We start from the raw sequence: 22,096 nt of genomic DNA on the forward strand, positions 1-22,096 counted from the left end.
ACGGTTCGCGAGGCGCTCGGCGGCAACGTCGAACTGCTGATCAGCGGCGGCGGCAGCCTCTCGCCGGAACTCTGCCGGCTCTACCACGCGATGGGCCTGCCCATCTACGAGGGCTACGGGCTGACCGAAACCGCCCCCGTCGTCTCGACGAATCCGCCGGAGGCCGTCAAGATCGGCACGATCGGCGCGCCGCTTTCCAACGTCGAGGTGAAAGTCGACGAGAGCGTCGTCGATCAGTCGACCTTCGAGGACGACGACGGCGAGGTCGGCGAACTGCTCGTCAAGGGACCGAACGTCACTGAGGGCTACTGGAACAAGCCCGGAGAGACCGACGCCGCGTTCACCGAGGACGACGACGGCGAGCGCTGGTTCCGGACCGGCGACATCGTCCACGTCCGCCCCGACGGCTACCTCGAGTTCCGCGAGCGCGTCAAGCAACTGCTCGTCCTCTCGACGGGGAAGAACGTCGCACCCGGACCGATCGAGGACGCCTTCGCCGCCAGCGAGGTGATCGAACAGGCGATGGTCGTCGGCGACGGCGAGAAGTTCGTCGGTGCCCTGCTGGTTCCGAACACCGAACACGTCCGCGAGTGGGCCGACGAATCGGGGATTGACCTCCCCGAGGACCTCCAGGAGATGGTCGACGACGAACGGGTCCGCGAGTACGTCCAGCAGGAGGTCGATCGGATCAACCGGAACTTCGAGAAACACGAGACGATCAAGCAGTTCGAACTCGTCCCCCAGGAGTTCACCGAGGAAAACGACATGCTGACGCCCTCGATGAAGAAGAAGCGCCGCGTCATCCTCGACCGCTTCGAGGACCGCGTCGAACGCATCTACGCGGACGCCTAACGTCACGGCGGGATACGTGACCGGACTGCGTGTTCCGGGACCGGAACCGGCTATCGGATCGCCCACCGCCGATACGAGGCCCGCGAATCGATCGGTACATGGTGTGGAGTTCCCGTTCCGTATATGGTCTACCACGTGCGGTGGCGCGCGCTGTCGAGCGGCCGACCAAAAGGGAGGACGCTCGACCGAGACCGTGCGAGGGATGAGTGAGGGAGCGCAGCGACCGAACGAATCGGCTGGGGAGAGCGAGGTGCGAACGAACGTGAGCACCTCGGAACAGCGAACGGCGAACGGAGTGAGCCGTGAGCGGCGTGGCCACTCCCCGTGTCCACGATAGCAGAGCGCTTCGTTTCACCAAAATCCGCTACGAACCCACCGATCAATACGCAACGCTACTGATCGTCCACTCGGAGCGAATAGAGGTCGGAAACAGCCCCTAGAGACGGCTGCGACGTCGCCCGTGACGAACGTCCTTGAGTGCCGATTCAGGACTCGAGCGCCGCGAGCGTCTCGCGGGCGAGCGCGTCGAAGGTCGCCTCCGCGGGCACGACGTCGACCGCGAGGCCGTGATCGGCGGCCGTCTCGGCCGTCGGGTCGCCGATGACGCCGACGACGGCCGCCTCCAGTCCGGCGGTGGCCTCCTCGCGGATCCCGCGCTCGTCGGCGGCCTCGAGGAAGTGCTCGACGGTCAGCGACGAGGTGAAACAGGCGGCGTCGAGGTCGCCGGCGGCCGCCAGCGCCGCGGACTCGCCGCTTCCCTCGGGCCGGACTAGCCGGTAGAGGATCGTCTCGTGGACGTAGGCCCCGGCGTCGCACAGTCCCTCGAGCAACACCGGGCTGCCGTGGTCACTGCGGGCGACCTCGACGCGCCGGCCCTCGACGACGACGTCGTCGCTCCCGGTGAGCGCCTCGACGAGGCCGCTCGAGGTGTAGGTCTCGGGGACGAAATCGACCGCGTACCCCGCCTCGCGGAGCGCCTCGGCGGTCGCGGGGCCGATCGCACAGACGCGTTCGTCGTCGGGGTCCCAGCCCGCCGCGGCGACGAGTTCCGCGCCGGTCTTGCTCGTGAAGACGACGACGTCGGCGTCGGTCCGGGGGGTGGCGTCTGTCGGCTCGACCGCGAGCATCGGATCCGCGACGGGGTCGGCACCGAGTCGCTCGAGCAGGGCGCGGGCGTCCGCGAGGCGGTCGTCGTCGGGGCGGAAGACGGCTACGGTGGGTTGGTCGCTCATCCTGGTTCCTGGGCGGTGGTTTCGGCCGGGTTCCCGTAGTCGTTTTGAAGGAACTCCACGACGGACTCGCGGGTGCCCGCGACGTCACCGATCACCGTCACCGCGGGGGGTTCGATCCCGACCTCGTCGCGGACGTCGGCGATGGTCTCGATGGTGCCGGTCGCGACCTGCTGGTTCGGCCAGGTGGCGCGTTCGACCAGCGCGACCGGCGTATCGGCGGCCATCCCCGCCTCGTGGAGGGCGCTCGTGTACTGCGGGAGCCGGGTCACGCCCATGAGGACGACGATCGTGCCGCCGGTTTCGGCCAGCGCCTCCCAGTTGACCGCCGACTCCGCCTTGGTCGGGTCCTCGTGGCCGGTGACGATCGACACCGTCGAGGCGTGATCGCGGTGGGTGACGGGAATCCCCGCGACGCCGGGTGCGGCGATCGCGGAGGTGACCGCGGGGACGACCTCGAAGGGAATGCCGTGCGATGCGAGATGGTGGGCCTCCTCTCCGCCGCGGCCGAAGACGAACGAGTCGCCGCCCTTCAGTCGGACCACGTCCTTGCCCTCGCGGGCGAGTTCGACCAGTCGCTCGTTGATCTCGGACTGGGGGGTTCGATCGCCGTGGGCGCGCTTCCCGACGTCTTCGCTGCGATCCTCGGGGAGCAGGTCGATGATCCGCGGGCCGGGAAGCTTGTCGTGGAGGACGTGATCGGCCTCCTCGAGCAGTCGTCGGGCTTTGACGGTCAGCAGTTCGGGATCGCCGGGGCCGCTGCCGACGAGATAGACGGTCCCGAGCGCCGCGTCCGGTTCGGCTCCTTCCATCTCCGTACCATGCATCTACTTGCCCGCCGGTTTATCTTCCTCGGCGACGGCAGAATCCGCGCTCCCGGCCTCGTCTTCTGCACGTTCGATCAGTTCTGCCGCCCCGCGGTCGGCCAGATCCTGTGCGAATTCACGGGCGGCGCTCGCGTGGCGTTCGATCGGCAAGTCGCGGGTGCCGGTCACCGACTCCTGGCCGTCCCGGTCGAAAACCTGGACCGTCGTGTGGACGTACTCGCCCTGAACGATCGCGTAGATGCCCACGGGGGCGATACAGCCGCCGCCGAGTTCCGCGAGGATCGTCCGTTCGACCGTCGTCTCCACCCGGCTCCGCGGGTGGTCGATCGCCGACTGCATCTTCCGGGCGGTCTCGCCGTCGGTCGCCGTCACCGCGAGCGCCCCCTGGCCCGGTGCCGGGGTGAACGTCTCCGTCGGAAGTCGCTGGTACCGGACGTAGTGGGCGAGCCCGCTGCGCTCGAGGCCCGCTTCGGCGAGGACGATCGCGTCGTACTCCGTCTCGACCTCCCGGCCGAGCGCCTGCTTCTCGAGTTCCGAGCGGTCGTCGAACCACTCGTCGACGGTGCGGTCGTACGCGGGGTCGTCGTCCCCGTCGCCCTCGCTCTCCTCGGTCTCGTCGTCCTCGCTCTCCTCGGTCTCGTCGTCCTCGCTCTCCTCGGTCTCGTCGTCCTCGCTCTCCTCGGCCTCGAGGCGACGCTCGTGTTCGGCCTGTAGCGACGGCGCGAGCAGCTTCTCGAGGCGCGTGTCGACGTTGCCCCGCAGCGGCTCGACCTCGAGGTCGGGACGCTCGGCGAGCAGTTGGGCGCGGCGTCGGAGGCTCGAGGTGCCGACGGTCGCGCCCTGGGGGAGGTCCTCGAGGGACGCGCCGTCGGGGGTCACGAGGACGTCGCCCGGTGCTCCCCGCTCGGGGACGGCGGCCGTCACGAGTTCGCGGGGCTGTTCGGTCGGCATGTCCTTCATCGAGTGGATCGCCCCGTCGAGGTCGCCCTCGAGGACGCGCTCGTCGAGTTCGCGGACGAAGGCACCGGTCTTGCCCAGCCGGTGGATGAGTTCGTCCCTGACCTGGTCGCCCGTCGTCTCGACGGTGACGAGTTCGACCTCGTACCGTCGGTCCTCGAGGGCCTCCTCGACCAGCCCCGCCTGCCGCCGGGCGAGGGCCGAGCCCCGCGTCGCCAGTCGTAACGTCCCGCGCGTTCTCATAGGCGGTAGTGGTGGCCTCGGGTATGAAAAGCGCTCGCTTGTTCGGCGGGTCGGCAACTGGTCACGTCGAACCGAACGGGAACGAGCAAGCGGACGGATATCGGGACCGTTCCGGACTGGCGTTCGGTCCCGTCTCCCCGGAACGCGACGGGGAGCAATACGAATAGCCAGGCATTGAACTAACCGTTAGTTTCGAAATATAATTCGGAATAAAATAGTAGCGTTCCCGAACCGGTTCGGACCGGTTGCCAGTTCGTAGGAAACCGGGGGTCGCTTAACGGGCTATTATCCGGTAGCGTTCCGCGTGAACGTAACAAGAAAGCAGTTAGCCACGTTTCTCGCGGCGATCTTCGTCGTGAACCTGGTCGTCATGACCGGCGGAGCGTGGCTCTCCTACGAGAACGAACCGGAGATTCCGGAGACGGTCGTCGGACCCGACGGCGAACCCGTCGCAACCGCCGACGACGTCCGGGACGGGAAGACAGTCTTCCAGGAGAACGGCCTGATGAACCAGGGGTCGATGCTCGGCCGGGGAAGCTACTACGACGTCGACTACACGGCCGATACGCTCGAGTCCAAGACCGAGTACATGCGCGACTATTACGCGCAGGAAGAGCACGAGACGGCCTACGAGGGGCTCGATGCGTCGGAACAGGCTGCGATCGACGCGCAGGTCCGGCAGGAACTGCAGTCGAGCGAGTACACCGACGGCGACCGAGTCGAGTACTCCGGGGCGGAAGCGTACGCCCACGAACAGGTCCGGCAGGAGTACGTCGAGCGCTACCACGAGGGCGATCGCGAACGCGGCATCCAGGAGGGGCTGATCCCCACCGCGGCGGAGGCCGAGCGGTTCGCCGACTTCGCGCTGTGGACCGCCTGGATCTCCCATACCGAGCGTCCGGATTCGGAGGCTTCCTTCACCAACGACTTCCCGTACTCGCCCGCGGCGGGCAACGACGCCGGCGGCCCGGTGATGACCTGGAGCGTCGTTTCGATGGTGCTGCTCGTCGCCGGCGCGGGGGTCGCGATCTGGCTCTACCGGGCGATCGAGATCCCCGAACCCGACGCCGAAGGCGTCTCGATCCCCCACCCGAACGAGATCGATCTCACGCCGAGCCAGTTACTGAGCACCAGATTCGTCCTCATCGGTGCGTTGCTGTTCGTTCTACAGACGTTTCTGGGCGGCCTGCTCGCCCACTACTACGTCGAGCGCGACGGCTTCTTCGGACTGCAGGAACTGGTCGGGATCGACGTCCTCGAGTACCTGCCGTGGACGATCGCCAGAACCTGGCACGTCGATCTGGGAATCCTCTGGATCTCGACGATGTGGCTCGGCGTCGGACTGTTTCTCGCGCCGCTGTTGACCGGCCGCGAGCCGCGCCGGCAAGCGCTGTATATCAAGGGTCTGATCGGCGCGTTGCTGGTCGTCGCCGTCGGCGGTCTCGTCGGGATCTGGCTCGGCGTCAACAACGTCTTCGACGGCCAGCTCTGGTGGCTGCTCGGCAACGAGGGCCTCGAGTACCTCGAGATCGGCCGGCTCTGGCAGGCCGGCCTGCTGGTCGGGTTCCTGGGATGGATCGCCCTCGTCGCCCGCGGGTTCAAACCGTTGCTGGACCGCGAACCGCGCTACGGACTCGCCCACATGATCGTCTACGCGGGCGGCTCGATCGGTCTGCTGTTCATGGCCGGCTTCCTCTATACGCCCGAGACGAACTTCGTCACGACGGAGTTCTGGCGCTGGTGGGTCGTCCACATGTGGGTCGAGGGCGTCTTCGAGTTTTTCATCCTCGTCGTCATCGCCCTTACGTTGGTCTCGATGAACCTCCTCTCGAAGAGATCCGCGGAGAAGGCCGTCATCGTTCAGGCCGCGCTCGTGATGGGCAGCGGCGTCATCGGCGTCTCCCACCACTACTGGTGGGCCGGCCTGCCCGAGGTGTGGCTCCCGATCGGCAGCGTCTTCTCGACGCTCGAGTTCATCCCGCTGCTGTTTATCCTCTACGAGGCGCTCGGCCAGTACCGTGCGATGGACGGTGCCGGGACGACGTTTCCATACCGGATGGCGTTTTACTTCATCGTCGCCTCCTCGGTGTGGAACTTCGTCGGCGGCGGCGTCACCGGCTTTTTCATCAACCTGCCGGTGATCAGCTACTTCCAGAGCGGCACCTACCTCACCGTCGCCCACGCTCACGGCGCGATGTTCGGCGCGTTCGGCTTGCTCGCGATGGGAATGGCCGTCTACGTCCTCCGGGTGACGACCCGGACCGAGACGTGGTCCGAGAAACGCCTCCGGTGGTCGTTCTGGCTCTGTAACAGTGGGCTGGCGCTCATGCTGGTCCTGTCGCTGTTGCCAGTTGGCTTCCTGCAACTCGAGACCGCGTTCACCGAGGGCTACGCCGCCGCGCGAAGCCTCGAGTTCTACGAGAGCGGACTCGTCCAGACGCTGTTCTGGCTGCGGATGCCGGGTGACACGCTGTTGATCGCCGGTGCAGTCCTCTTCGCGTGGGACGTTGCCGCAAAACTCCTCTTCCAGCGGAAGCCGACCGGATCGGAGAGCGCCGATCACGTCGTCGCCGACCGCATCTTCGGAAACGACGAAACGAGCAGCGCCGACGACTGAGCGCGCTCTCGGCGGGGATGACGTCCGGTTGGTCGGTGGCGGACGCGGTACCGGCCGTCGCTACAGCGCGTGCTTGTACGCCTCGAGGGTCCGGTCGACGTCCTCCTCTGTGTGACCGTAGCTGACGAACTGGCACTCGAACTGGTTCTGCGAGAGGAACACGCCCTGTGCTTTCATCTGCCCCCAGAAGACGCGCCGCCAGCGGTCGGTTTCGGCGTTTTTCACGTCGGCGGCGTTCGTCGGTGCCTCGCCGTCCCGGGTGAAGATCACCTTGAACATCGAGTCCGTGCCGGCGACGGTGTACTCGGGGGCCTGATCCGCGACGATCTCCTCGAGGCCCTCGCGCAGGCGGTCGCCCAGCCCGTTGACGTGCTCGTAGACGTCGTTCTCCGCGGCGAATTTGAGCGTCTCGAGGCCGGCGGCCATCGTGACGGGGTGGCCGGAGAAGGTGCCGGCCTGGAAGACGTCGCCGGAGGGAGTGAAGTTCTCGATGATCTCGGCGCGGCCGCCGATCGCCCCGACGGGGAAGCCGCCGCCGACGATCTTGCCGAAGGTCGTGATATCGGGCGTGATGCCGAACTCGCTCTGGGCGCAGCCGAGGCCGCCGACGCGGAAGCCCGTGATCACTTCGTCGAAGATCAGCAAGGAGTCGTGTTCCTCCGTGATGTCACGCAGGAACTCGTGGTAGCCCTCTTCGGGGTGGACGATCCCGTAGTTACCGAGGATGGGTTCCGTGAGGACGGCGGCGATGTCGTCGCCGTGCTCCGCGAAGACCTCGCGGACCGCTTCCTCGTCGTTGAACGGCACCGGGAGCGTGTGCTCGCTGAACGACTGGGGAATCCCCGCCGAGGAGGGTCGAGGGTTCTCCGCGTCGCCCTCGACCAGCGTCGACTCCTGGGCACCGTGGTAGCCGCCCTGGTTGACGACGATCTTGTTCCGGCCCGTGTAGCCGCGAGCGAGGCGGACGGCCGAGGTCGTCGCCTCCGTACCGCTGTTGACGAAGCGAATCTTCTCGACGCTGGGGACGTGGCGGACGACGAACTCCGCGAGGTCGACCTCGATCTCCGTGGGCGTGCCGTACATCGGCCCCTCGCTGGCTTTCTGCTGGATCCGGGCCTGAACGGGTTCGGGCAGGTCGTGACCCAGCAACAGCGGTCCAAGCCCCATCACCCAGTCGACGTAACGGGTACCGTCGGCGTCGATTACGTGGCCGGCGTCGCCCTTCCGGACGAAGAACGGATACGGTTCGATCGCCGCCCGGACGGCCGAGTTGACGCCACCCGGCATGACCGACAGCGCTCGGTCGTACAGCTCCCGTGAGTTGTCGTCGTTCATACGCGGGCGTTAGGAATCCTCGGGCAAAGTAGTACCGAGGTCGTCCCGAGCGACGTCGCACCGAGGTCGATCCGACCCCTGCCGCTTCGGGCCTCGAGCGGCGACCCACCCGCAGGACCCGATCACGGCGGCGAACTCGAGGAACGACGACGAACGACGATCGCGAGTCGGCTCACTCCGGCAGGAACGTAATCGTGGCCGTCCGTTCCGCCCGCTCGCGTTTCTCGTGGATCGCTTCGACCGTCGATTCGACCGCACCCGGGTCGCACCCGAGCAACTCCGCCGCCAGGTCGGCGTCCACGTCGAACCAGCCGTAGAGAACGAGGACGCGCATCTCCGGCTCGGTGAACGTCGTCTCCTCGCGGAGCACCTCGAGCAGCGTCGCCAGTTCGACCTCCTCGAACCCGTTGGAGAACCGGCGGTAGAGGCGGTCTTTGACGGCCGATAGCTCGATCTTCCCCTCGTCCTCGTAGAGGCCGACGTCGACGACCGAGATGAACTCCGTCGGGAACGTGCCAAAGCGGGGCTCCTCCCGCCCCAGGAAGCCGAACGTCCGGTTGGGTTGATCGATGGGCGTCGCCGCCGCGCCGTACTGCAGCCAGACCTCGCCCCGACTCACGGCCGATCACCGCCGCTCGAGCCGACCGGGTTCGCCCCCATACGAACCGAATCCGCACCCGCCCCCGGGTTGCGTGGTGACATGCCACGTTCTACGGTGCGTGACGTAATAGTGGATTCCTAATTATTTCACGACTGAAAATAGACGCCGGCGATCACGACGTCGCGAGGTCCGTCCGCGCGACGGGGTCCCGTCGACGACCGGCACCGAGTCGTGATCCGACGCCACCGACCAGTGATCCACCCCCGTCCGACGCCAGCAGTCGGTCGCGGCCCTCGAGACCGATCACTGCGTCCGCCTGGCGTCATCTCGAGGCTCCGAAAACCGCACGCCGCTCCCGGATGGAGTACGAGCGGCCTCGAATCGGCACCGACGGAATCGATACCGCGTCCGAACTGTCAGGCCGCTCAGACGGCGTCCTGACCGGTCTTGCCGGTGCGAACCTGGTAGGCGTCCTCGATGGGGAGGACGAAGATCTTGCCGTCGCCGGGTTCGCCAGTGTTGGCCGCGTCGGCGATGGCTTCGACGACCTCCTGGGCGGGCACGTCGGCGACGACGCACTCGATTTTGACCTTCTGGTGGAGGTCGACCGTGTACTCCTCGCCGCGCCACTGGCCCTTCTTCGCGGGCTGGGAGCCGCGGCCGGAGACGTTGGTGACCGTCAGCGACGGCGCGCCGACCTCCGCTAGCGCCTTCTTGACCTCGCCGAGTTTGTCGGGGCGGATGATCGCGGTGACCATCTTGATCTCGCCGTCGTTCGGCTCGCCCCCGTCCGCGCGGATGATCTTCTCCTCGGTCCCGCCGTCCGTGGCGACGTCGGGCTGGCCGAATTCGGGGTAGGTGTCGACGCCGTGTTCGGAGACGTCGAGGCCGTCGCGTTCGTGGTCGGGCGAGACGCGGGCCTGGCCGATCGCCTTGAAGACGCCGAAGACGGCGGCGGTAGCGACGACCGTCCAGACGGCGATCACGGCGACTCCCGCAACCTGGGCCGTGAGCAACTCGACGGAGAAGCCGTCGACGTGGGCGAACGGGATCAGCAGGCAGCCGATGACGCCCGCGCTCCCGTGGACGGGGAACACCGCACAGACGTCGTCGATGCCGACGCGTTCGGTGAGTTCGAAGACGATCGGTAGCTGTGCGCCGGCGATGAAGGCGATGCCGAGCGCACCCACCCAGGTGACGACGTCGGCGATGCCGGTGACCGCGACGAGACCGGCGAGCAGTCCGTTCGCGACGTAGAGCGTGTCGACCTTGCCCGTCTTGGCGAGGGCGACGCCGCCGGCACCGATCGCACCGGCGGCCATCCCGAGCGTCGTCGCGAGGGCGACGCGACCGACGAACGCGAAGTCGCCGAGGACGATCTCGCCGGCCTCGTTGATCTCGAGGACCGTCGCGGCGGTGCCGACGTTGAAGCCGTACCAGCCGAACGCGAGCACGAGCGTCCCGAGCACGGCGAAGGTCAGCGAGTGACCCGGAATGACGTTCGCGGAGCCGTCCTCGTTGAACCGGTCGAGGCGCGGCCCGATCACGTACGCCGCGGTGAGGCCGGCGATGCCGCCCATCCCGTGGACGATCATGCCGCCCGCGAAGTCGTGGAAGCCGACGCCGATGGCGTCAGCGATGAACCCGTTCGCGGCGTTCTCGTTGATCGCCAGCAGGCCACCGGCCCAGGTGAACCCCTCGACGACCGGGTAGATGACCGCCGCGAGCAACAGGGTGTACGTCACGTACGCGCGAAGCTTCGCACGGCCGGCGACGGCCCCGGAGACGATCGTCGCGGCGGTCATCGCGAACACCGCGCCGTAGAGCCACTCGACCCACTCGTTCGGATCGGCCGCCTCGAGCGTGGCGAAGATCCCGCCGTAGTCGCCGCCGCCCGTCACGGAGCCCGTGAGGGCGGCCACGCCGGCACCGACGAAGAAGAAGGCGACGACGCCCACGCTCCAGGTCAGCAGGTTCTTCGTCAACTGGTTCGCCACGTTCTTCGAGCGCACCTGCCCCGCCTCGAGCATGGCGAAGCCAGCGTGCATGAAGAAGATCAGGAACGTGGCGACGAGCACCCACGCGAGGTTGACGCCGTCGACGATGGCCGACAGGTCGGTCGCCGCCTGCAGGAGAACCGGATCCATCAGGCGATCACCTCGCGTTCGTTCGTCTCACCGATACCGAATAGACGTTTGTCCATGTAATCCCCATTCGTACTCATGGTTGTCTTCTGAATCACGTCTGTTCCCGATGTACCACCACCATATAAGGATTAGTGTTGAAGATCGTCGAATAACTTTGCCGTAATAGGCACAAGCGAACAAATCTAGAGGTGATCTAATGTGTATAAGGGAATTCGATCTTGCGGATGTTTCGCGTCGTGGTTATATATTCGCAGTTCGTAAACCCAGAATAACCGGGCCGAATCGCGATCACTGTCCTGAGCGGACACAGTCGGGGCTCGAGCAGGCCGATACTGCTCGCGCGCGGCAGAACTTGCCGGACTGACGCAAGAATTCGATCGCAATGGACGAACGTCCGAATGGCAGTAGGTCCGCGACCCGGGAACGGGTCGCCTCGAGACGACACCGATTGCCGCCAGCGGCACCCCGTAAGCGGTCGTCCGATCAGCGTGTGCCGGATTTCCGTTCGGATTGGCGCTGTCTAATCGCAGCAGCCACGTTCTCGTAGTCGGGGATACCCGCCAGCTGGAGCCCTCTCGTGCGGACGAATCCGGTGGGGATCACGCCGTGGGAGATCGTGATCGTCCCGTACCCCTGTCGGCGTTCGAACCGCGACGCACTCGTCTGCATCCCGCGAACGTCCTCCATCCACGTCTCGGTCGTCGTCTTCCCGAAGTACCCCGTGATCACGACGATTCGACGATCGGTCACCAGATAGCGAACCCGGTTGCGTCGGTACCAGACGTAGCCGCCGACGAGCGACGCGAAGACCAGCGCCGGTATCGCAACGATAGCGTCGACGAACGCGGACAGGAGCCCGCCCACGCCGACGAGACCGGCAATTGTGAGATGGGCCGCCCACACCCACCACGTCGGTTTCGCGTCGACCAGCACGGTCTCGTCGGGCAGCAGCGGCAGTCCGTCCGCAACCGACGCCGTTCGGTGTGGATCCTCGTCCGTCGGTTCGCGTTCGTCGTACCGGGTCTCGACCCCGTCTCGAGCGTCGCTCATGTCCCCGACGTTCTGCCTCAGCCCCAAAAATTCACCGGGAAACGAACGTCTCCTCGGGGAATACGATCGTCCCCGGCGGAGATCACCGACCGCGTTCCAGCGATCGGGCCACGTCCTCCGCGAAGTAGGTCAGGATCAGGTCCGCACCCGCGCGCTTGATCGACAGCAGCGACTCGTGGGCGACCGCCTCGAGGTCGAGCCACCCCTTCTCGGCGGCGGCGTGCAGCATGGCGTACTCGCCGGAGACGTTGTAGGCGGCGACGGGGTGGTCGAACTCCCGACGGACGAGGGAGACGATATCGAGGTACGGGAGCGCGGGTTTGACCATCAACACGTCCGCACCCTGTTCGGCGTCGAGAGCGACTTCGCGGCGGGCCTCGCGGGCGTTGGCGGGATCCATCTGGTAGTGGCGACGGTCACCGAAAGCGGGCGCGCCGTCGGCGGCGTCGCGGAACGGCCCGTAGAAGGCGCTCTCGTACTTGGCCGCGTAGCTCATGATCGGGACGTGCTCGAATCCCTCGCGGTCGAGTGCCTCGCGGATGGCCGCCACCATGCCGTCCATCATCCCGCTTGGGGCGACCATGTCCGCGCCCGCCTCGGCGTGCGAGACGGCGATGCGCTCGAGCGACTCGAGCGCCGCGTCGTTGTCGACCGTCAGCGTCGGGTCGCAGGCCGACCCGTGCTCGTGGTCGATCTCACCGCGGAGTTCCTCCTCGAGCGGGCCGCAGTGGCCGTGATCGGTGTACTCGCAGAGACAGACGTCCGTGATGACGTAGGCGTCCGTCTCGTCGGTGATCCGCCGGGTCGCTTCCTGGACGACGCCGTCTTCGGCCCAGGCACGGGTGCCCTCGGGGTCCTTCGATTCGGGCACGCCGAACAGCATGATCGCCTCGACGCCGGTCTCGAGGACTTCCTCGACGCGGGCGACCGACTCGTCTACGGGCACGCGTTCGTGACCGGGCATCGATTCGATCGGTACCCGCTCGTCGGTCGTCGCGTCGACGAACACCGGCGCGATCAGGTCCGACGGCTCGAGGCTCGTCTCGCTGACCAGACCGCGGACGCCGTCCCGTCGGAGTCGCCGCGGGCGATGTGTGAGGTCCATACCGGTGGTACCCACGGAACGGGCAAAAGCGGTGCGTTCGCGGTCGCGCTCGAGGCGTCGCCTGCCGGGAGCGACACCCTCATTTGGCAGAGGGAGCGACGGATAGACCGGAACGATCGATGGCGCTGGGACGGAGGAACCGACGACGATGACGACGGGAGGCGATGCGATGACGGCGACGATGGCGGAAGGCGACGAGACGACGGAGGGAGATCGATGAGGTGGCGCTACCGAGAGACGGTGCTCGCGTTGTGTACGCTCGCGTTCTTCGCGACGATGGTCGGTCGGCTGGCGATCAGTCCCGTGGTGACCGAGATCACGGACTCGTTCGGCGTCTCGAACACGGTGATCGGCGTCGCGCTGACCGGGATGTGGATGGCCTACTTCGGTGCGCAGTTCCCCAGCGGCGTGCTGGCCGATCACTACGGCGAGCGGCCAATCATCCTGCTCGCGGTCGGCGGGACGGCCGTCGCGAGCCTCTTTCTCGCCGTCTCCCCGGTCTTCGTCCTCTTCCTGCTCGGGACGATCGGACTGGGTGCCGTCGCGGGCCTGCACTACAGCGTCGCGACGACGCTGCTGACCCGGACCTACGACGACATCGGGACCGCGATCGGCGTCCACAACAGCGGCGGTCCCCTCGCCGGCCTCGTCGCGCCGCCGATCGCCGCCTGGATCGGCGTCCGCTACGGCTGGCGGCCCGCCGTCGCGATCGGTGCCGCGATGGCCGTTCCCGTCTTCGTCCTGTTCGCCTGGCGGGTCCGCCCGACCGAGCCACGCCACCCCGACCAGCCGCTGGGAGAACAACTCGAACTCGAGGGCGTGCTCGGAGTCCTCTCGCGGCCGGAGATCGCGTTCCCGATCTGTCTCGCCATCGCGGCCGCGTTCGTCTGGCAGGCGGTGTCGTCGTTCCTGCCGACGTTCCTGATCGACCACCGCGAACAGTCGCCCGAACTCGCTGGGGTCGTCTTCGCGGGCTACTTCGTCGTGCAGGCGATCACGCAGGTCGGCGTCGGAATCGTCTCCGATCGGATCGGTCGGGATTTCGCGACGGCGGGCTGTATGGTGCTGGCGGCCGTCGGCTTCGTCCTGCTGATCGCCGTCCCCGGGCCGGTCGCGGTCGTGACCGCCGTCGTCCTCGTCGGCACGGGGCTCGGCTGGGGTGCGGCGCTCCTGCCGCGGTTCATGGACGCCCTCTCCGAGTCCGAACGCGGCACCGGGTTCGGCCTCGTGCGCAGCGTCTACGGCTTCGTCGGCGCGCTCGGCTCCGTTCTCACGGGGCTGCTGGCGGATCTGTTCGGCTGGGGCGTCGCCTTCGGCGTCCTCGCGGCGCTGCTCGCGGCCGTCTTCGTCGCGCTCGCGATCAACTGGGCGTTCTCCCTTGGGTACTGATCCCGACACCTGTCGTTACAGCCGTAACACCGTCCCGGCTACCACCGGCGAACTCACGCGTCGCTTATGGGGGCTACCGACCGACGTACGGGCATGACGACGGGGAGAACCCGCGGTGCGGCACGCTGTATCGACTGCGGTCGGGCGCTCGCGGTCTGGCTCTCGGGGACGACGGTCGAGCATCCGATCGGCAGTACGGACGGCTGTCCCTGCGGCAGCACCGAGTTCCGGCCGCTCGGCACCGGCCCGCAGACGGCGGACTCGTCAGGCGACGGCCCGGCGCTTTAACCGCGCCAGCGCGTACGCCGACCGTGTCGAACAGCGACGAGGCGATTCGGACGCTATCGAACCTCGGGCTCACGGAGTACGAGGCGCGGTGTTTCGTCGCCCTGGCCCGCATCGACTGCGGAACCGCCAAGGAGATCAGTGACGTCGCCGACGTCCCCCGCTCGCGCGTCTACGACACCGTCGAACGCCTCGAGCGGAAGGGGCTGGTGAGCGTCCAGCAATCCGACCCGCGCGAGTTCCAGGCCGTCTCGATCGAGACGGCCATCGACCGCATCCGCGACGATTACGACTCCCGGATCAACGCGGCCCAGAACGCCCTCGAACAGCTCGAGCGACCCGACTCGCGGGAGAACGAGGGCATGTGGGCGATCTCCCGGACCGAACAGGTGGCCGACCGAATCGACACGTTCCTCGAAGACGCGTCGGAGTCGATCCACCTCATCGTCGCCGCCGAAGAGACGGTCGACGAGCGCGTCCACGAGGGGCTTCGCGACGCCGTCGATCGCGGCGTCGACGTCGTCGTCGAGGTACCTACCGACGACGTCCGCGAGACGTTCGCGGACGCGGACTCGGGGGCGACGGTCGTCGTCGCGGACGACCTCGAGACCACGAACGCCGTCTACGGCGAGTGGCCAGGACGACTGTTGCTGGTCGACGAGGAGGCCATCGTCGCCACGGGAATCAAAGAGAGCGACCTGCCGGACGTCCTCCAGGAGACGGCCGTCTGGACATACGGCCGCGATCACGGCTTCGCCGTCTGGACGCGCCAACTGCTCGACGACCGACTCGTCGACCTCGAGGCGGGCGTCTAGCCGCCGCGAACCGATGCTACGCGACCGCGACGGCGGTCAGTCGTCGTCCCGGACCGGCGGCTCCCGGCTGACGATCCGACCGAACAGTCCCCGGCGGTCGGCGACCTCCCGGTACAGCGGTTCGCGAACCGCCTCCGCGCCGGGGAGTCGCCGGAACGCGGCCGCGAGAACCCGCGAGGGCGTCTCGACGCGGGCCAGGGTCTCCTCGATCGCCTCGCCGCAGGAGTAGACCGCGTCGGCCGTCAACAGGTGGGCACACGACTCGTAGTCGTCGGGCAGCCGCCTGCGCTGGGCCGGCGAGAGCTCCGAAAATCCCACGAGGTCGAACGTCCCACGTTCGGCCGCGAAGGCCGCACACCAGGTGCAGAAGCCACAGTCGTCGTCGTATACTAACTGCGGCGGCCCCTCGACGCGCTTCCCCCTCCCTCGAGCGCCGGTCGATCGTGCGGATTCCATGGGCGAACGGACGGGCTACACGCGGAAAAACCGCGGGTTTCGGGCGAAGGTGGGAGTCCGTACTTTTAAGTCTCCGTCCGTCGTTTGGAACTGCTAGCAATGGCCATAGACCCGCAGTTCAACGAAAACCGAGAGGTAGTCGACGAGCACAACGGTCACGACGTCTGGGGGCCGGTCGACGAACCCGAGGAACTCGGCATCCACGGCACCCACGTCGCGGTCGACTTCGACCTCTGCATCGCGGACGGTGCCTGTCTCGAGGACTGTCCCGTCGACGTCTTCGAGTGGGTCGAGACGCCGGGGCATCCGGAGAGCGAGGAGAAAGCCGATCCGGCAAACGAAGCCCAGTGTATCGACTGTATGCTCTGCGTCGACGTCTGCCCGGTCGACGCCATCGACGTCGACGCCGGCCGCACCGCCTGAGACGGATCGCTGTACCGACGTCCCCACCACCCCGGGTCACGGGTATGCCGGAACTGACGGACAGGAATCGCATGAGACGGGCCGGGGTACGTCGCCTCCGGGGAATCCGTGTTCGGAGCGACGGTTACGCCGGCAACACGCTGCACCGTTCAGCACGCTCGAGCCGTCGTTACTCGGCCCGATCGACGTCGACTTTCTCCTTGAGGGTCTCGAGGCCGTCGGCTTCGGCGAGTTCCTGGAGGCGTTCTCGGAAATGTTCCTCACAGAGACCGACCTTGAGGCCCTCCGATTCGGCTGCGAACGCGGCCTCGCGATCGCAGTAGTGGCAGTTCATACGGGGGCATTGGGACCACGATGCATTGAACCCTCCGCTCTCGGAACCGGAGTTGTCAATCCGACAGGACGCCGAGGCGTTCGAAGGCCGCTCGCGAGAGGCCGGCCAGTCCCAGTCGGTCGTCGTGGGCGTCGCTGCCGCCGGTCGGGAGGAGGTCGTGGCGATCGATGGCACGCTCGACCGGCGTCGTGTCGACGTCCCGACCGTACGGGTAGCGGAGTTCGACCGCGTCGAGGGCTGCCGCCCGCTCGAGCGCCGCTTCGGGGTCGTCGTACCGCAGCGGATGGGCGAGCGCGACGAGTCTGCCGGCCGCCGCGAGAACGCGCCGCCCCTCGTCGAACGAGGGGACGTCACGCGCCACGAAACAGGGGCCGTCGTTGCCGATCAACGCGTCGAACGCGCCCTCGTAGTCGTAGTCGGTGTCCGGGTGGGCCTCGATCGCCCGCGCGACGTGTGGCCGCCCGAAGCCGTCGGTGACGGTCACGTCGAGGTCGATCCCGAGTCGATCCTCCACGTTCTCGACGATCGCGCGGCCGCGTTCGACCCGATCCGTCTGGACGTACTCGACCAGCGACTCGAGGTCGGACGTCGGCTCGAGGCCGTACCCCAGCAGGTCCAGTCGCTGGCCGGAGTCGGTCTCGACGCGGAGTTCGATCCCGTTGACGAGGGTCACGCCGTCGCGGTCGACGGCGGGCACGTCGAACGGCTGCAGCCGGTCGTGATCCGTCACCGCGACGACGTCCACGCCGGCGCGGTCCGCGGCCGCCGGCACTTCCTCGAGGTCGAGGCTGCCGTCGGACCGCGTCGTGTGGACGTGCAGATCGGCGTAGGGCATACCCCACTCGAGCGGCCGGCCGACCAAAGGCGTTTCTCAGTCCGACCGCCACCGACCGCAAGACGGCGACGTGCCAACACGCGACATATAAGGAGTGGGGGAGGCCTAGAAATCGATTATGGACAATGTTTATAATCATTGTTCACAAAGAAGCGGGCGTAATGCTGCTCAACGGCACCGGCGACGTCATCGACGACCACGAGTACCCAGCGACCACCGAGGAACTGATCGAGGCGTACGGCGACCGTACCCTCGAGCTGCCCAACGGCTCCGAAACGGTCGGCGATGTACTCGCCCGCCTCGAGTCCGAAACCTTCGAGACGCCCGACGACGCGCGTCTCGCCGTCTACTCCGCCGTCAGCGAGAAGGCCGTCGGCCGCGTCGGCTACAGCGACCGCGATCCGACGCCGGTCGGGAGCCCGTACGCGCCCGACGCCGTCTCGTTCTAGACCGGTTTTCGAATCGATTTTCCGCTCCGTCGATCAGAGCGGAATCCGCTTGTTCGCGTCCTCGATCTCGTCCCAGGAGACTCGCCCACGCTCGAGGATCCGCTCCGGCTCGAGCGCAGGATCGGCGAGAACCGTGAACGCCGCACCCTCCGGCGGCCTGAGTTCCGGATCGTCGGTCGGCGGCTCGCCGTCGTCGTCCGGTCCCGCCGCTGGTCGTCCGCGCTGGCGGTCCTCGTGGTCGGGTTCCCGATCCGGGTCGGTTCCTGGTTCGTCACCACCGGGTCGATCGTTCACCGCCTCGTGCGGGGACTCGTCGCCCTCGGCAGCCGCTGCCGCGCCCAGTTCCGGCTCGGGGAGCGGTTCCGCCCCCGGACCCGCGGCCTCGCCGACAACGAGGCGGAACACGTGTCCGAAGAGTTCGTGCGGCCCGCAGTGAAGGTCGTAGACGCCGGAGCGCTCGAACGTGTAGAGCCAGTAGGCGTTCACCGGCAGGACCGGCGATGAGAAGGGCGGTACGCCGTCCGGGACGCGCTGGACGGTGCCGAACGCGGGGTGAAACGCCGTCACCGAGTGGTGGGGCGACGCGAGGGTGAACTGGATCGTCGCGCCCGGTTCGACGGCGAGTCCGGTCGGTTCGAAGAAGAACTCCGGAATCTCGCGGTCCGTCCGCGGACGGATCTCGGCCTCGATGACGTGATCCGGCTCGACCGGCGGTGGAACCTCGCCCGACGGTGCCGGGAAGCCGAACACCGGGTGGATCGCTTCGTCCGCCGGCTCCGAGTGGCCGTTCTCGCGGTCGTCGGCCCCGGCCGCCGCGCTCGAGCCGAGCGCCGCGACCGCGGTCCCGGCACCGAGTGCTCGCAGCACGTTTCGTCTATCGACTCCGGCCGGATACGCCGTGGACGAATCGTCTCGCTGATCGTTGTTGTCCGTCATCGCGGGGCGTGCTCCCACGACCGGCGGAATAAAAGTGTCGTCGCAGCGAAACGACTGTCAGCCGGGACGAACCGCTCGGCTTTCGGCATCGTTTCGGCCGTCGAACGGACTCAGTCGACGAACGCGACGGCGTCCTCGAGCTCGAGCGGAACCGACCCCTTCCGGTAGCCCTCGACGCGGCCGTTCGGGCGGGCGCGATAAACGACGGCGGGGCGGTGGTGGACCTCGGGTCGCTCGCCGCGGACGGCGTTCCAGGCGTCGTCGCGGAACGAGGAACAGTCCACGAACAGCACTGCGCCGCCGCCGTGCTGGGCAAGCTGGCCGTCGGTTTTGGTCTCGGCGGTGTCGCGAACGGCAGCCACGGGGCCGGCCGCCGCACGGTTCGTCGGCGGCTGCGGACGGGTGACTTCCACGAGGACGTTAGTGTCGCCGTCGGTCGCCCGGAAATCGAGCGAGTGACCCGTCGTGACCTCGATCTCGGGCTCGACGTCGTAGCCGGCGTCGGTGAGGATTTTCGCGGCGATGAACTCGGCCATCGCGGCGCTCATCCGCACGCGGTCGACGTGTTCGCTCGTGCCGAGTTTGCCCGACATGACGTGTCGGTACTCGTCGAGCACGCCCGTCGAGAGCAGGTCCTCGAAGAACTGGGTAGTCTCGCGACGGCCGGCATCGGGGAAGCCGCCGGCGTGTTCCCGGAAGAACGCTCGCGTGGCCTCGCGGCCGTCCTTGGACATGAACACCGGCAAGAAGTACCACGAGATGTGCGGGTAGTCAGCCAGCCACGGCTCCGCCTCGTGAAGCGTCGCCAGCAGTTCCCGCTGGGTCCAGCGGGCGACGTGGTAGGGGATCTCCCGCCAGCCGAACTTGTCGGTCCGCCACAGCGCCGACGGGGTCTCGGTGTTACCCATCCAGTAGGCCTCCCCGTCGTTGCGGGCGAACAGCGCGACGTCCCCGTTTTGCATCTCGAAGCGGTGGGTCTCCCAGTCGGCACCGATCTCGAACCGCGGCGTCACCGCGCGAGCGCCGATGTTCGATCGAAGCGGCTGGAGGAGCTCCTGCCTGACCCGTTGCTCGCTCCAGTGTTCCGGCGAGTATCGAAAGCGAAGCGGCCGTGCCACACCGGTACCTACGGCGCGGAATCGGATATACTGTTCGTTACCGACCACAGTGCTCGCCGATCGGGAGTGCGCCCCGCCGGCCTCGGATGAACGACCGTTACATTCATGTGCGATAATCACCTACATGTGTATACTTACCATGTCAATGGGTGCCTATGACGAAGATGAGCACGAGCGCCGCGAACAGCAGGCCTCGAGAGTGGACGCGGATTTCGACGACGAGCGGACGATCTACCACGGTGAAGTCGAGTACGACGCCGGCGACTCTACCGACGAACTGCTGAGCAAGTTCGAGGAGATCAAGTCGAACTAGTGGTCGATCCACGACGGCTCTCGTTCTCCCGCTCTCGAGGCGAGTAGCCCCGGCTCCGGCCCGAATTGGCAGAACGGGTTCAGCCGCTCGGGGCGTTAGTCCTCGAGACACTCCCAGCCCGGCGTCTCCGGAGCCCCGCGCGCCTCCTCGACGTCGACGGCGACGGCCGCGGACGGGACCTCGTCGTCCGCTCGCGCGTAGCGCCGCTGCCACTCACGGATCGCCGGGCCGACCCACGCGTCGTCCGCCGATTCTTCGCCAGTCGCTTCCTCGTCCGTCTCGTCCTGCGCTCCGAGCAGCCGCTCTCGAGCCCACTCACGGTGGTGTTCGGAGACGGCCAGCGTCCCCGGGCTCGAGGCGGCGGCGACCGCGACGCAGGTCGCCCGATCCTCCCGGGTCGGTTCGCCGGCGGCCAGTCGCTCGATCGTTCCCTCGAGTCGATCGGGGTCGGGATGACAGAACAGTTTCCCGCCGAGAGCCTGCGAGCCCAACAGGAGCGTCTCGGGGTCGCCGTCGACGGACGCCTCGAGGAGACGCTCCCCGCCGAACGCCGCTTCGACGCGTTCGCACTCCGTCTCCTGCTCGAGGGCGAGGTTGTGGGCCGGATACGCGCCGCACTCGTCGGGGAAGCGGTCGTCGCCGTGGATCCGACACTGGAGCGTCGTCGGATCGAGGAAGACGCAGGTCGGGAGCCAGGTCTCGGCCTCGCGACCGAAGGGGGCGACGGGTTTGGGCGGTTTCCGGAGGCCGACGAAGAAGACCGGCCGGTCCGCGACCGCGGCGATCTCGTGGCCGTCGATCGTGACGGCCTCGGATTCGTCCGCGGCGTGCCAGAACCGCGGCGTCAGGGCCTCGCCAATGCCGCGCTCGAGGAACGTCCGGATCTCGTCGCGCGTCAGCGGCACGAAGTTGGCGTCGGCGTCCACGGGGTCGCGCCGGGCCTCGTCGTCCGCCATCGAACCGCGAGCACCGGTCCCCCTGGACTCCTCGAGCAGCGCTCGCCAGTCGATACAACAGCCGGCACAGCCCTCGCAGTTCACCTCCATGCGGTCCGCTACGGACTCGACTCTCATAACGGTGAACCGCAGCCGGCAGTCGGCCAACGAAACCGGCGCAGGGTGCCGATTTCGCCCCGTGCAGTCGCGTCGGTTTCGTCACGACCTATCCGGGGACAACGACTTTCAGCGTTCGGAACCCACGGGCACACATGGTACAGAACTCCTGTGACGGCTGTGGCCGAACGGTCTCCGTGGCGGGCGGTATGGAGAACCTCTGGACGTTCGGCGAGCGCGACGGGAGCGAGGGAACCGCGATGACCCTCGAACTCGCGGACGGATCCGAGCACCTGCTCTGTTACCCGTGTCTCGAGGCGCTGCCGGACGAGCCGACTGCCGAAGACGTGGCCAGGCTCGAACAGGACGGGGAGACGTCCACTCTGGGCGTCCTCTGAGACGGACCGTTGTATCGAGGAACCGCAAAAAATGGACGGGTAGGGGTACTGGAGGCGGACACTGGCACTGGCGGTGGTCGAGCGCGAGTCGGATCGCAACCGAGATGCAGGGAACCGAAGATGACGCCGGCACGGTCGTCATCGCGGCCCCCGAAGCGGAAGGGGTGGGATTCGAACGCCACGAGGCTGTTACGCCGCCGCGGGCCAAAGGGCACCGCGGTGCTCTGCCGCTGAGCGACCCTTCCGCACGTGAGACGAAGGGCGGAGTTCGTATTTGTAATCGGTCGGATACCGGGGCGTAGCAGTCCCGTACCCGTGCCGGTACGGTTC

Annotated in this window: 23 protein-coding genes and 1 tRNA gene; 9 read left to right on the plus strand and 15 right to left on the minus strand. The window is 67.4% G+C overall.

What is annotated here, in order from left to right:
• Positions 1-852, plus strand: an 852-nt coding sequence (locus tag TX79_RS19925; RefSeq protein WP_230198600.1) for an AMP-dependent synthetase/ligase, incomplete at its 5' end; no start/stop codon positions are given.
• 485 nt (positions 853-1,337) lie between these two features.
• On the opposite strand, the gene TX79_RS15765 is transcribed toward TX79_RS19925, so the two are convergent.
• From TX79_RS15765 to hemC, 3 genes are read right to left on the minus strand one after another with little or no spacing between them, the layout of a single operon-like run.
• Positions 1,338-2,084, minus strand: a complete 747-nt coding sequence (locus TX79_RS15765; RefSeq protein ID WP_049928602.1) for a uroporphyrinogen-III synthase — start codon at positions 2,082-2,084, stop codon at positions 1,338-1,340.
• On the minus strand, positions 2,081-2,908 hold the full coding sequence (gene cobA, locus TX79_RS15770) for a uroporphyrinogen-III C-methyltransferase (RefSeq protein WP_230198601.1): 828 nt from the start codon (positions 2,906-2,908) through the stop codon (positions 2,081-2,083). The genes TX79_RS15765 and cobA overlap by 4 nt, the downstream gene beginning before the upstream one ends.
• Entirely contained in the window at positions 2,909-4,108 is a 1,200-nt protein-coding gene (gene hemC, locus TX79_RS15775; protein ID WP_049928604.1) for a hydroxymethylbilane synthase, read from the minus strand. It lies immediately after the preceding gene.
• 304 nt (positions 4,109-4,412) lie between these two features.
• On the opposite strand from hemC, the gene TX79_RS15780 reads away from it, so the two are divergent.
• Positions 4,413-6,725, plus strand: a complete 2,313-nt coding sequence (locus TX79_RS15780) for a nitric-oxide reductase large subunit (protein ID WP_049928605.1) — start codon at positions 4,413-4,415, stop codon at positions 6,723-6,725.
• 60 nt (positions 6,726-6,785) lie between these two features.
• Here the strand turns inward: TX79_RS15780 and hemL are convergent, their stop codons facing one another.
• The 5 genes from hemL to hemB all read right to left on the minus strand — a co-directional run bounded on the left by hemL (position 6,786) and on the right by hemB (position 12,963).
• Positions 6,786-8,060 (minus strand): glutamate-1-semialdehyde 2,1-aminomutase, encoded by a 1,275-nt coding sequence (hemL, locus tag TX79_RS15785; RefSeq protein ID WP_049928606.1) that lies wholly within the window; start codon positions 8,058-8,060, stop codon positions 6,786-6,788.
• Between the two features lie 172 nt (positions 8,061-8,232).
• Positions 8,233-8,679, minus strand: coding sequence for a hypothetical protein (locus TX79_RS15790; protein ID WP_049928607.1), 447 nt, complete (start codon positions 8,677-8,679; stop codon positions 8,233-8,235).
• Positions 8,680-9,086: 407 nt separating this feature from the next.
• Entirely contained in the window at positions 9,087-10,808 is a 1,722-nt protein-coding gene (locus TX79_RS15795; protein ID WP_049928608.1) for an ammonium transporter, read from the minus strand.
• 483 nt (positions 10,809-11,291) lie between these two features.
• The gene (locus TX79_RS15800; RefSeq protein ID WP_049928609.1) at positions 11,292-11,858 is read right to left on the minus strand and encodes a PH domain-containing protein; all 567 of its coding nucleotides are present in this window, start codon (positions 11,856-11,858) and stop codon (positions 11,292-11,294) included.
• Positions 11,859-11,940: 82 nt separating this feature from the next.
• Positions 11,941-12,963 (minus strand): porphobilinogen synthase, encoded by a 1,023-nt coding sequence (hemB, locus tag TX79_RS15805; RefSeq protein ID WP_049928610.1) that lies wholly within the window; start codon positions 12,961-12,963, stop codon positions 11,941-11,943.
• 216 nt (positions 12,964-13,179) lie between these two features.
• Between hemB and TX79_RS15810 the strand changes: the two genes are divergently transcribed.
• The 3 genes from TX79_RS15810 to TX79_RS15820 all read left to right on the plus strand — a co-directional run bounded on the left by TX79_RS15810 (position 13,180) and on the right by TX79_RS15820 (position 15,452).
• Positions 13,180-14,352, plus strand: coding sequence for an MFS transporter (locus TX79_RS15810; RefSeq protein WP_049928611.1), 1,173 nt, complete (start codon positions 13,180-13,182; stop codon positions 14,350-14,352).
• A gap of 93 nt (positions 14,353-14,445) precedes the next feature.
• Entirely contained in the window at positions 14,446-14,640 is a 195-nt protein-coding gene (locus TX79_RS15815; RefSeq protein ID WP_049928612.1) for a hypothetical protein, read from the plus strand.
• A gap of 23 nt (positions 14,641-14,663) precedes the next feature.
• The gene (locus tag TX79_RS15820; RefSeq protein ID WP_049928613.1) at positions 14,664-15,452 is read left to right on the plus strand and encodes a TrmB family transcriptional regulator; all 789 of its coding nucleotides are present in this window, start codon (positions 14,664-14,666) and stop codon (positions 15,450-15,452) included.
• A gap of 36 nt (positions 15,453-15,488) precedes the next feature.
• Here the strand turns inward: TX79_RS15820 and TX79_RS15825 are convergent, their stop codons facing one another.
• Positions 15,489-15,908, minus strand: a complete 420-nt coding sequence (locus TX79_RS15825; RefSeq protein ID WP_049928614.1) for a thiol-disulfide oxidoreductase DCC family protein — start codon at positions 15,906-15,908, stop codon at positions 15,489-15,491.
• Between the two features lie 99 nt (positions 15,909-16,007).
• Here TX79_RS15825 and TX79_RS15830 point away from each other — a divergent pair, with 99 nt between their 5' ends.
• Entirely contained in the window at positions 16,008-16,331 is a 324-nt protein-coding gene (locus TX79_RS15830) for a 4Fe-4S dicluster domain-containing protein (RefSeq protein ID WP_049928615.1), read from the plus strand.
• A gap of 169 nt (positions 16,332-16,500) precedes the next feature.
• Here TX79_RS15830 and TX79_RS19735 read toward each other — a convergent pair whose 3' ends face one another.
• Together TX79_RS19735 and TX79_RS15835 are read right to left on the minus strand one after the other, a co-directional pair.
• A complete protein-coding gene (locus tag TX79_RS19735; protein WP_006066091.1) occupies positions 16,501-16,665 on the minus strand; it encodes a DUF6757 family protein in 165 nt (54 codons plus the stop codon).
• A gap of 55 nt (positions 16,666-16,720) precedes the next feature.
• Entirely contained in the window at positions 16,721-17,500 is a 780-nt protein-coding gene (locus TX79_RS15835) for a PHP domain-containing protein (protein ID WP_049928616.1), read from the minus strand.
• Positions 17,501-17,661: 161 nt separating this feature from the next.
• Here TX79_RS15835 and TX79_RS15840 point away from each other — a divergent pair, with 161 nt between their 5' ends.
• On the plus strand, positions 17,662-17,949 hold the full coding sequence (locus tag TX79_RS15840; protein WP_049928617.1) for a DUF5789 family protein: 288 nt from the start codon (positions 17,662-17,664) through the stop codon (positions 17,947-17,949).
• A 33-nt stretch (positions 17,950-17,982) separates the two neighbouring features.
• On the opposite strand, the gene TX79_RS15845 is transcribed toward TX79_RS15840, so the two are convergent.
• Complete coding sequence (locus TX79_RS15845) at positions 17,983-18,885, minus strand: cupredoxin domain-containing protein (RefSeq protein WP_049928618.1); 903 nt, start codon at positions 18,883-18,885, stop codon at positions 17,983-17,985.
• A 110-nt stretch (positions 18,886-18,995) separates the two neighbouring features.
• A complete protein-coding gene (locus TX79_RS15850) occupies positions 18,996-20,003 on the minus strand; it encodes a DUF5784 family protein (protein WP_049928619.1) in 1,008 nt (335 codons plus the stop codon).
• Positions 20,004-20,142: 139 nt separating this feature from the next.
• On the opposite strand from TX79_RS15850, the gene TX79_RS19740 reads away from it, so the two are divergent.
• Complete coding sequence (locus tag TX79_RS19740) at positions 20,143-20,316, plus strand: DUF5786 family protein (protein ID WP_230198602.1); 174 nt, start codon at positions 20,143-20,145, stop codon at positions 20,314-20,316.
• A gap of 95 nt (positions 20,317-20,411) precedes the next feature.
• Here the strand turns inward: TX79_RS19740 and TX79_RS15855 are convergent, their stop codons facing one another.
• The gene (locus TX79_RS15855) at positions 20,412-21,362 is read right to left on the minus strand and encodes a YkgJ family cysteine cluster protein (protein WP_049928620.1); all 951 of its coding nucleotides are present in this window, start codon (positions 21,360-21,362) and stop codon (positions 20,412-20,414) included.
• A 161-nt stretch (positions 21,363-21,523) separates the two neighbouring features.
• Here TX79_RS15855 and TX79_RS15860 point away from each other — a divergent pair, with 161 nt between their 5' ends.
• Complete coding sequence (locus TX79_RS15860) at positions 21,524-21,766, plus strand: DUF7561 family protein (protein WP_049928621.1); 243 nt, start codon at positions 21,524-21,526, stop codon at positions 21,764-21,766.
• A 156-nt stretch (positions 21,767-21,922) separates the two neighbouring features.
• Here TX79_RS15860 and TX79_RS15865 read toward each other — a convergent pair.
• A tRNA-OTHER gene (locus TX79_RS15865) sits at positions 21,923-22,011 on the minus strand.
• Positions 22,012-22,096: the final 85 nt, after the last annotated feature.

The organism is Halopiger goleimassiliensis (genome assembly GCF_000455345.1).
Classification (GTDB): Archaea; Halobacteriota; Halobacteria; order Halobacteriales; family Natrialbaceae; genus Halopiger_A; species Halopiger_A goleimassiliensis.

Excerpts from the sequence above, each read along its gene's own strand:
- TX79_RS15825 (WP_049928614.1), bottom strand. The coding sequence starts at position 15,908 with ATGGAATCCGCACGATCGACCGGCGCTCGAGGGAGGGGGAAGCGCGTC.
- hemL (WP_049928606.1), bottom strand. The coding sequence starts at position 8,060 with ATGAACGACGACAACTCACGGGAGCTGTACGACCGAGCGCTGTCGGTC.
- TX79_RS15835 (WP_049928616.1), bottom strand. The coding sequence starts at position 17,500 with ATGCCCTACGCCGATCTGCACGTCCACACGACGCGGTCCGACGGCAGC.
- TX79_RS15840 (WP_049928617.1), top strand. The coding sequence starts at position 17,662 with ATGCTGCTCAACGGCACCGGCGACGTCATCGACGACCACGAGTACCCA.
- hemC (WP_049928604.1), bottom strand. The coding sequence starts at position 4,108 with ATGAGAACGCGCGGGACGTTACGACTGGCGACGCGGGGCTCGGCCCTC.
- TX79_RS19735 (WP_006066091.1), bottom strand. The coding sequence starts at position 16,665 with ATGAACTGCCACTACTGCGATCGCGAGGCCGCGTTCGCAGCCGAATCG.
- TX79_RS15860 (WP_049928621.1), top strand. The coding sequence starts at position 21,524 with ATGGTACAGAACTCCTGTGACGGCTGTGGCCGAACGGTCTCCGTGGCG.
- TX79_RS15795 (WP_049928608.1), bottom strand. The coding sequence starts at position 10,808 with ATGGATCCGGTTCTCCTGCAGGCGGCGACCGACCTGTCGGCCATCGTC.
- cobA (WP_230198601.1), bottom strand. The coding sequence starts at position 2,908 with ATGCATGGTACGGAGATGGAAGGAGCCGAACCGGACGCGGCGCTCGGG.
- TX79_RS15830 (WP_049928615.1), top strand. The coding sequence starts at position 16,008 with ATGGCCATAGACCCGCAGTTCAACGAAAACCGAGAGGTAGTCGACGAG.
- TX79_RS15815 (WP_049928612.1), top strand. The coding sequence starts at position 14,446 with ATGACGACGGGGAGAACCCGCGGTGCGGCACGCTGTATCGACTGCGGT.
- TX79_RS19740 (WP_230198602.1), top strand. The coding sequence starts at position 20,143 with ATGTCAATGGGTGCCTATGACGAAGATGAGCACGAGCGCCGCGAACAG.
- TX79_RS15855 (WP_049928620.1), bottom strand. The coding sequence starts at position 21,362 with ATGGAGGTGAACTGCGAGGGCTGTGCCGGCTGTTGTATCGACTGGCGA.
- TX79_RS15765 (WP_049928602.1), bottom strand. The coding sequence starts at position 2,084 with ATGAGCGACCAACCCACCGTAGCCGTCTTCCGCCCCGACGACGACCGC.
- TX79_RS15800 (WP_049928609.1), bottom strand. The coding sequence starts at position 11,858 with ATGAGCGACGCTCGAGACGGGGTCGAGACCCGGTACGACGAACGCGAA.
- TX79_RS15845 (WP_049928618.1), bottom strand. The coding sequence starts at position 18,885 with ATGACGGACAACAACGATCAGCGAGACGATTCGTCCACGGCGTATCCG.
- hemB (WP_049928610.1), bottom strand. The coding sequence starts at position 12,963 with ATGGACCTCACACATCGCCCGCGGCGACTCCGACGGGACGGCGTCCGC.
- TX79_RS15810 (WP_049928611.1), top strand. The coding sequence starts at position 13,180 with ATGAGGTGGCGCTACCGAGAGACGGTGCTCGCGTTGTGTACGCTCGCG.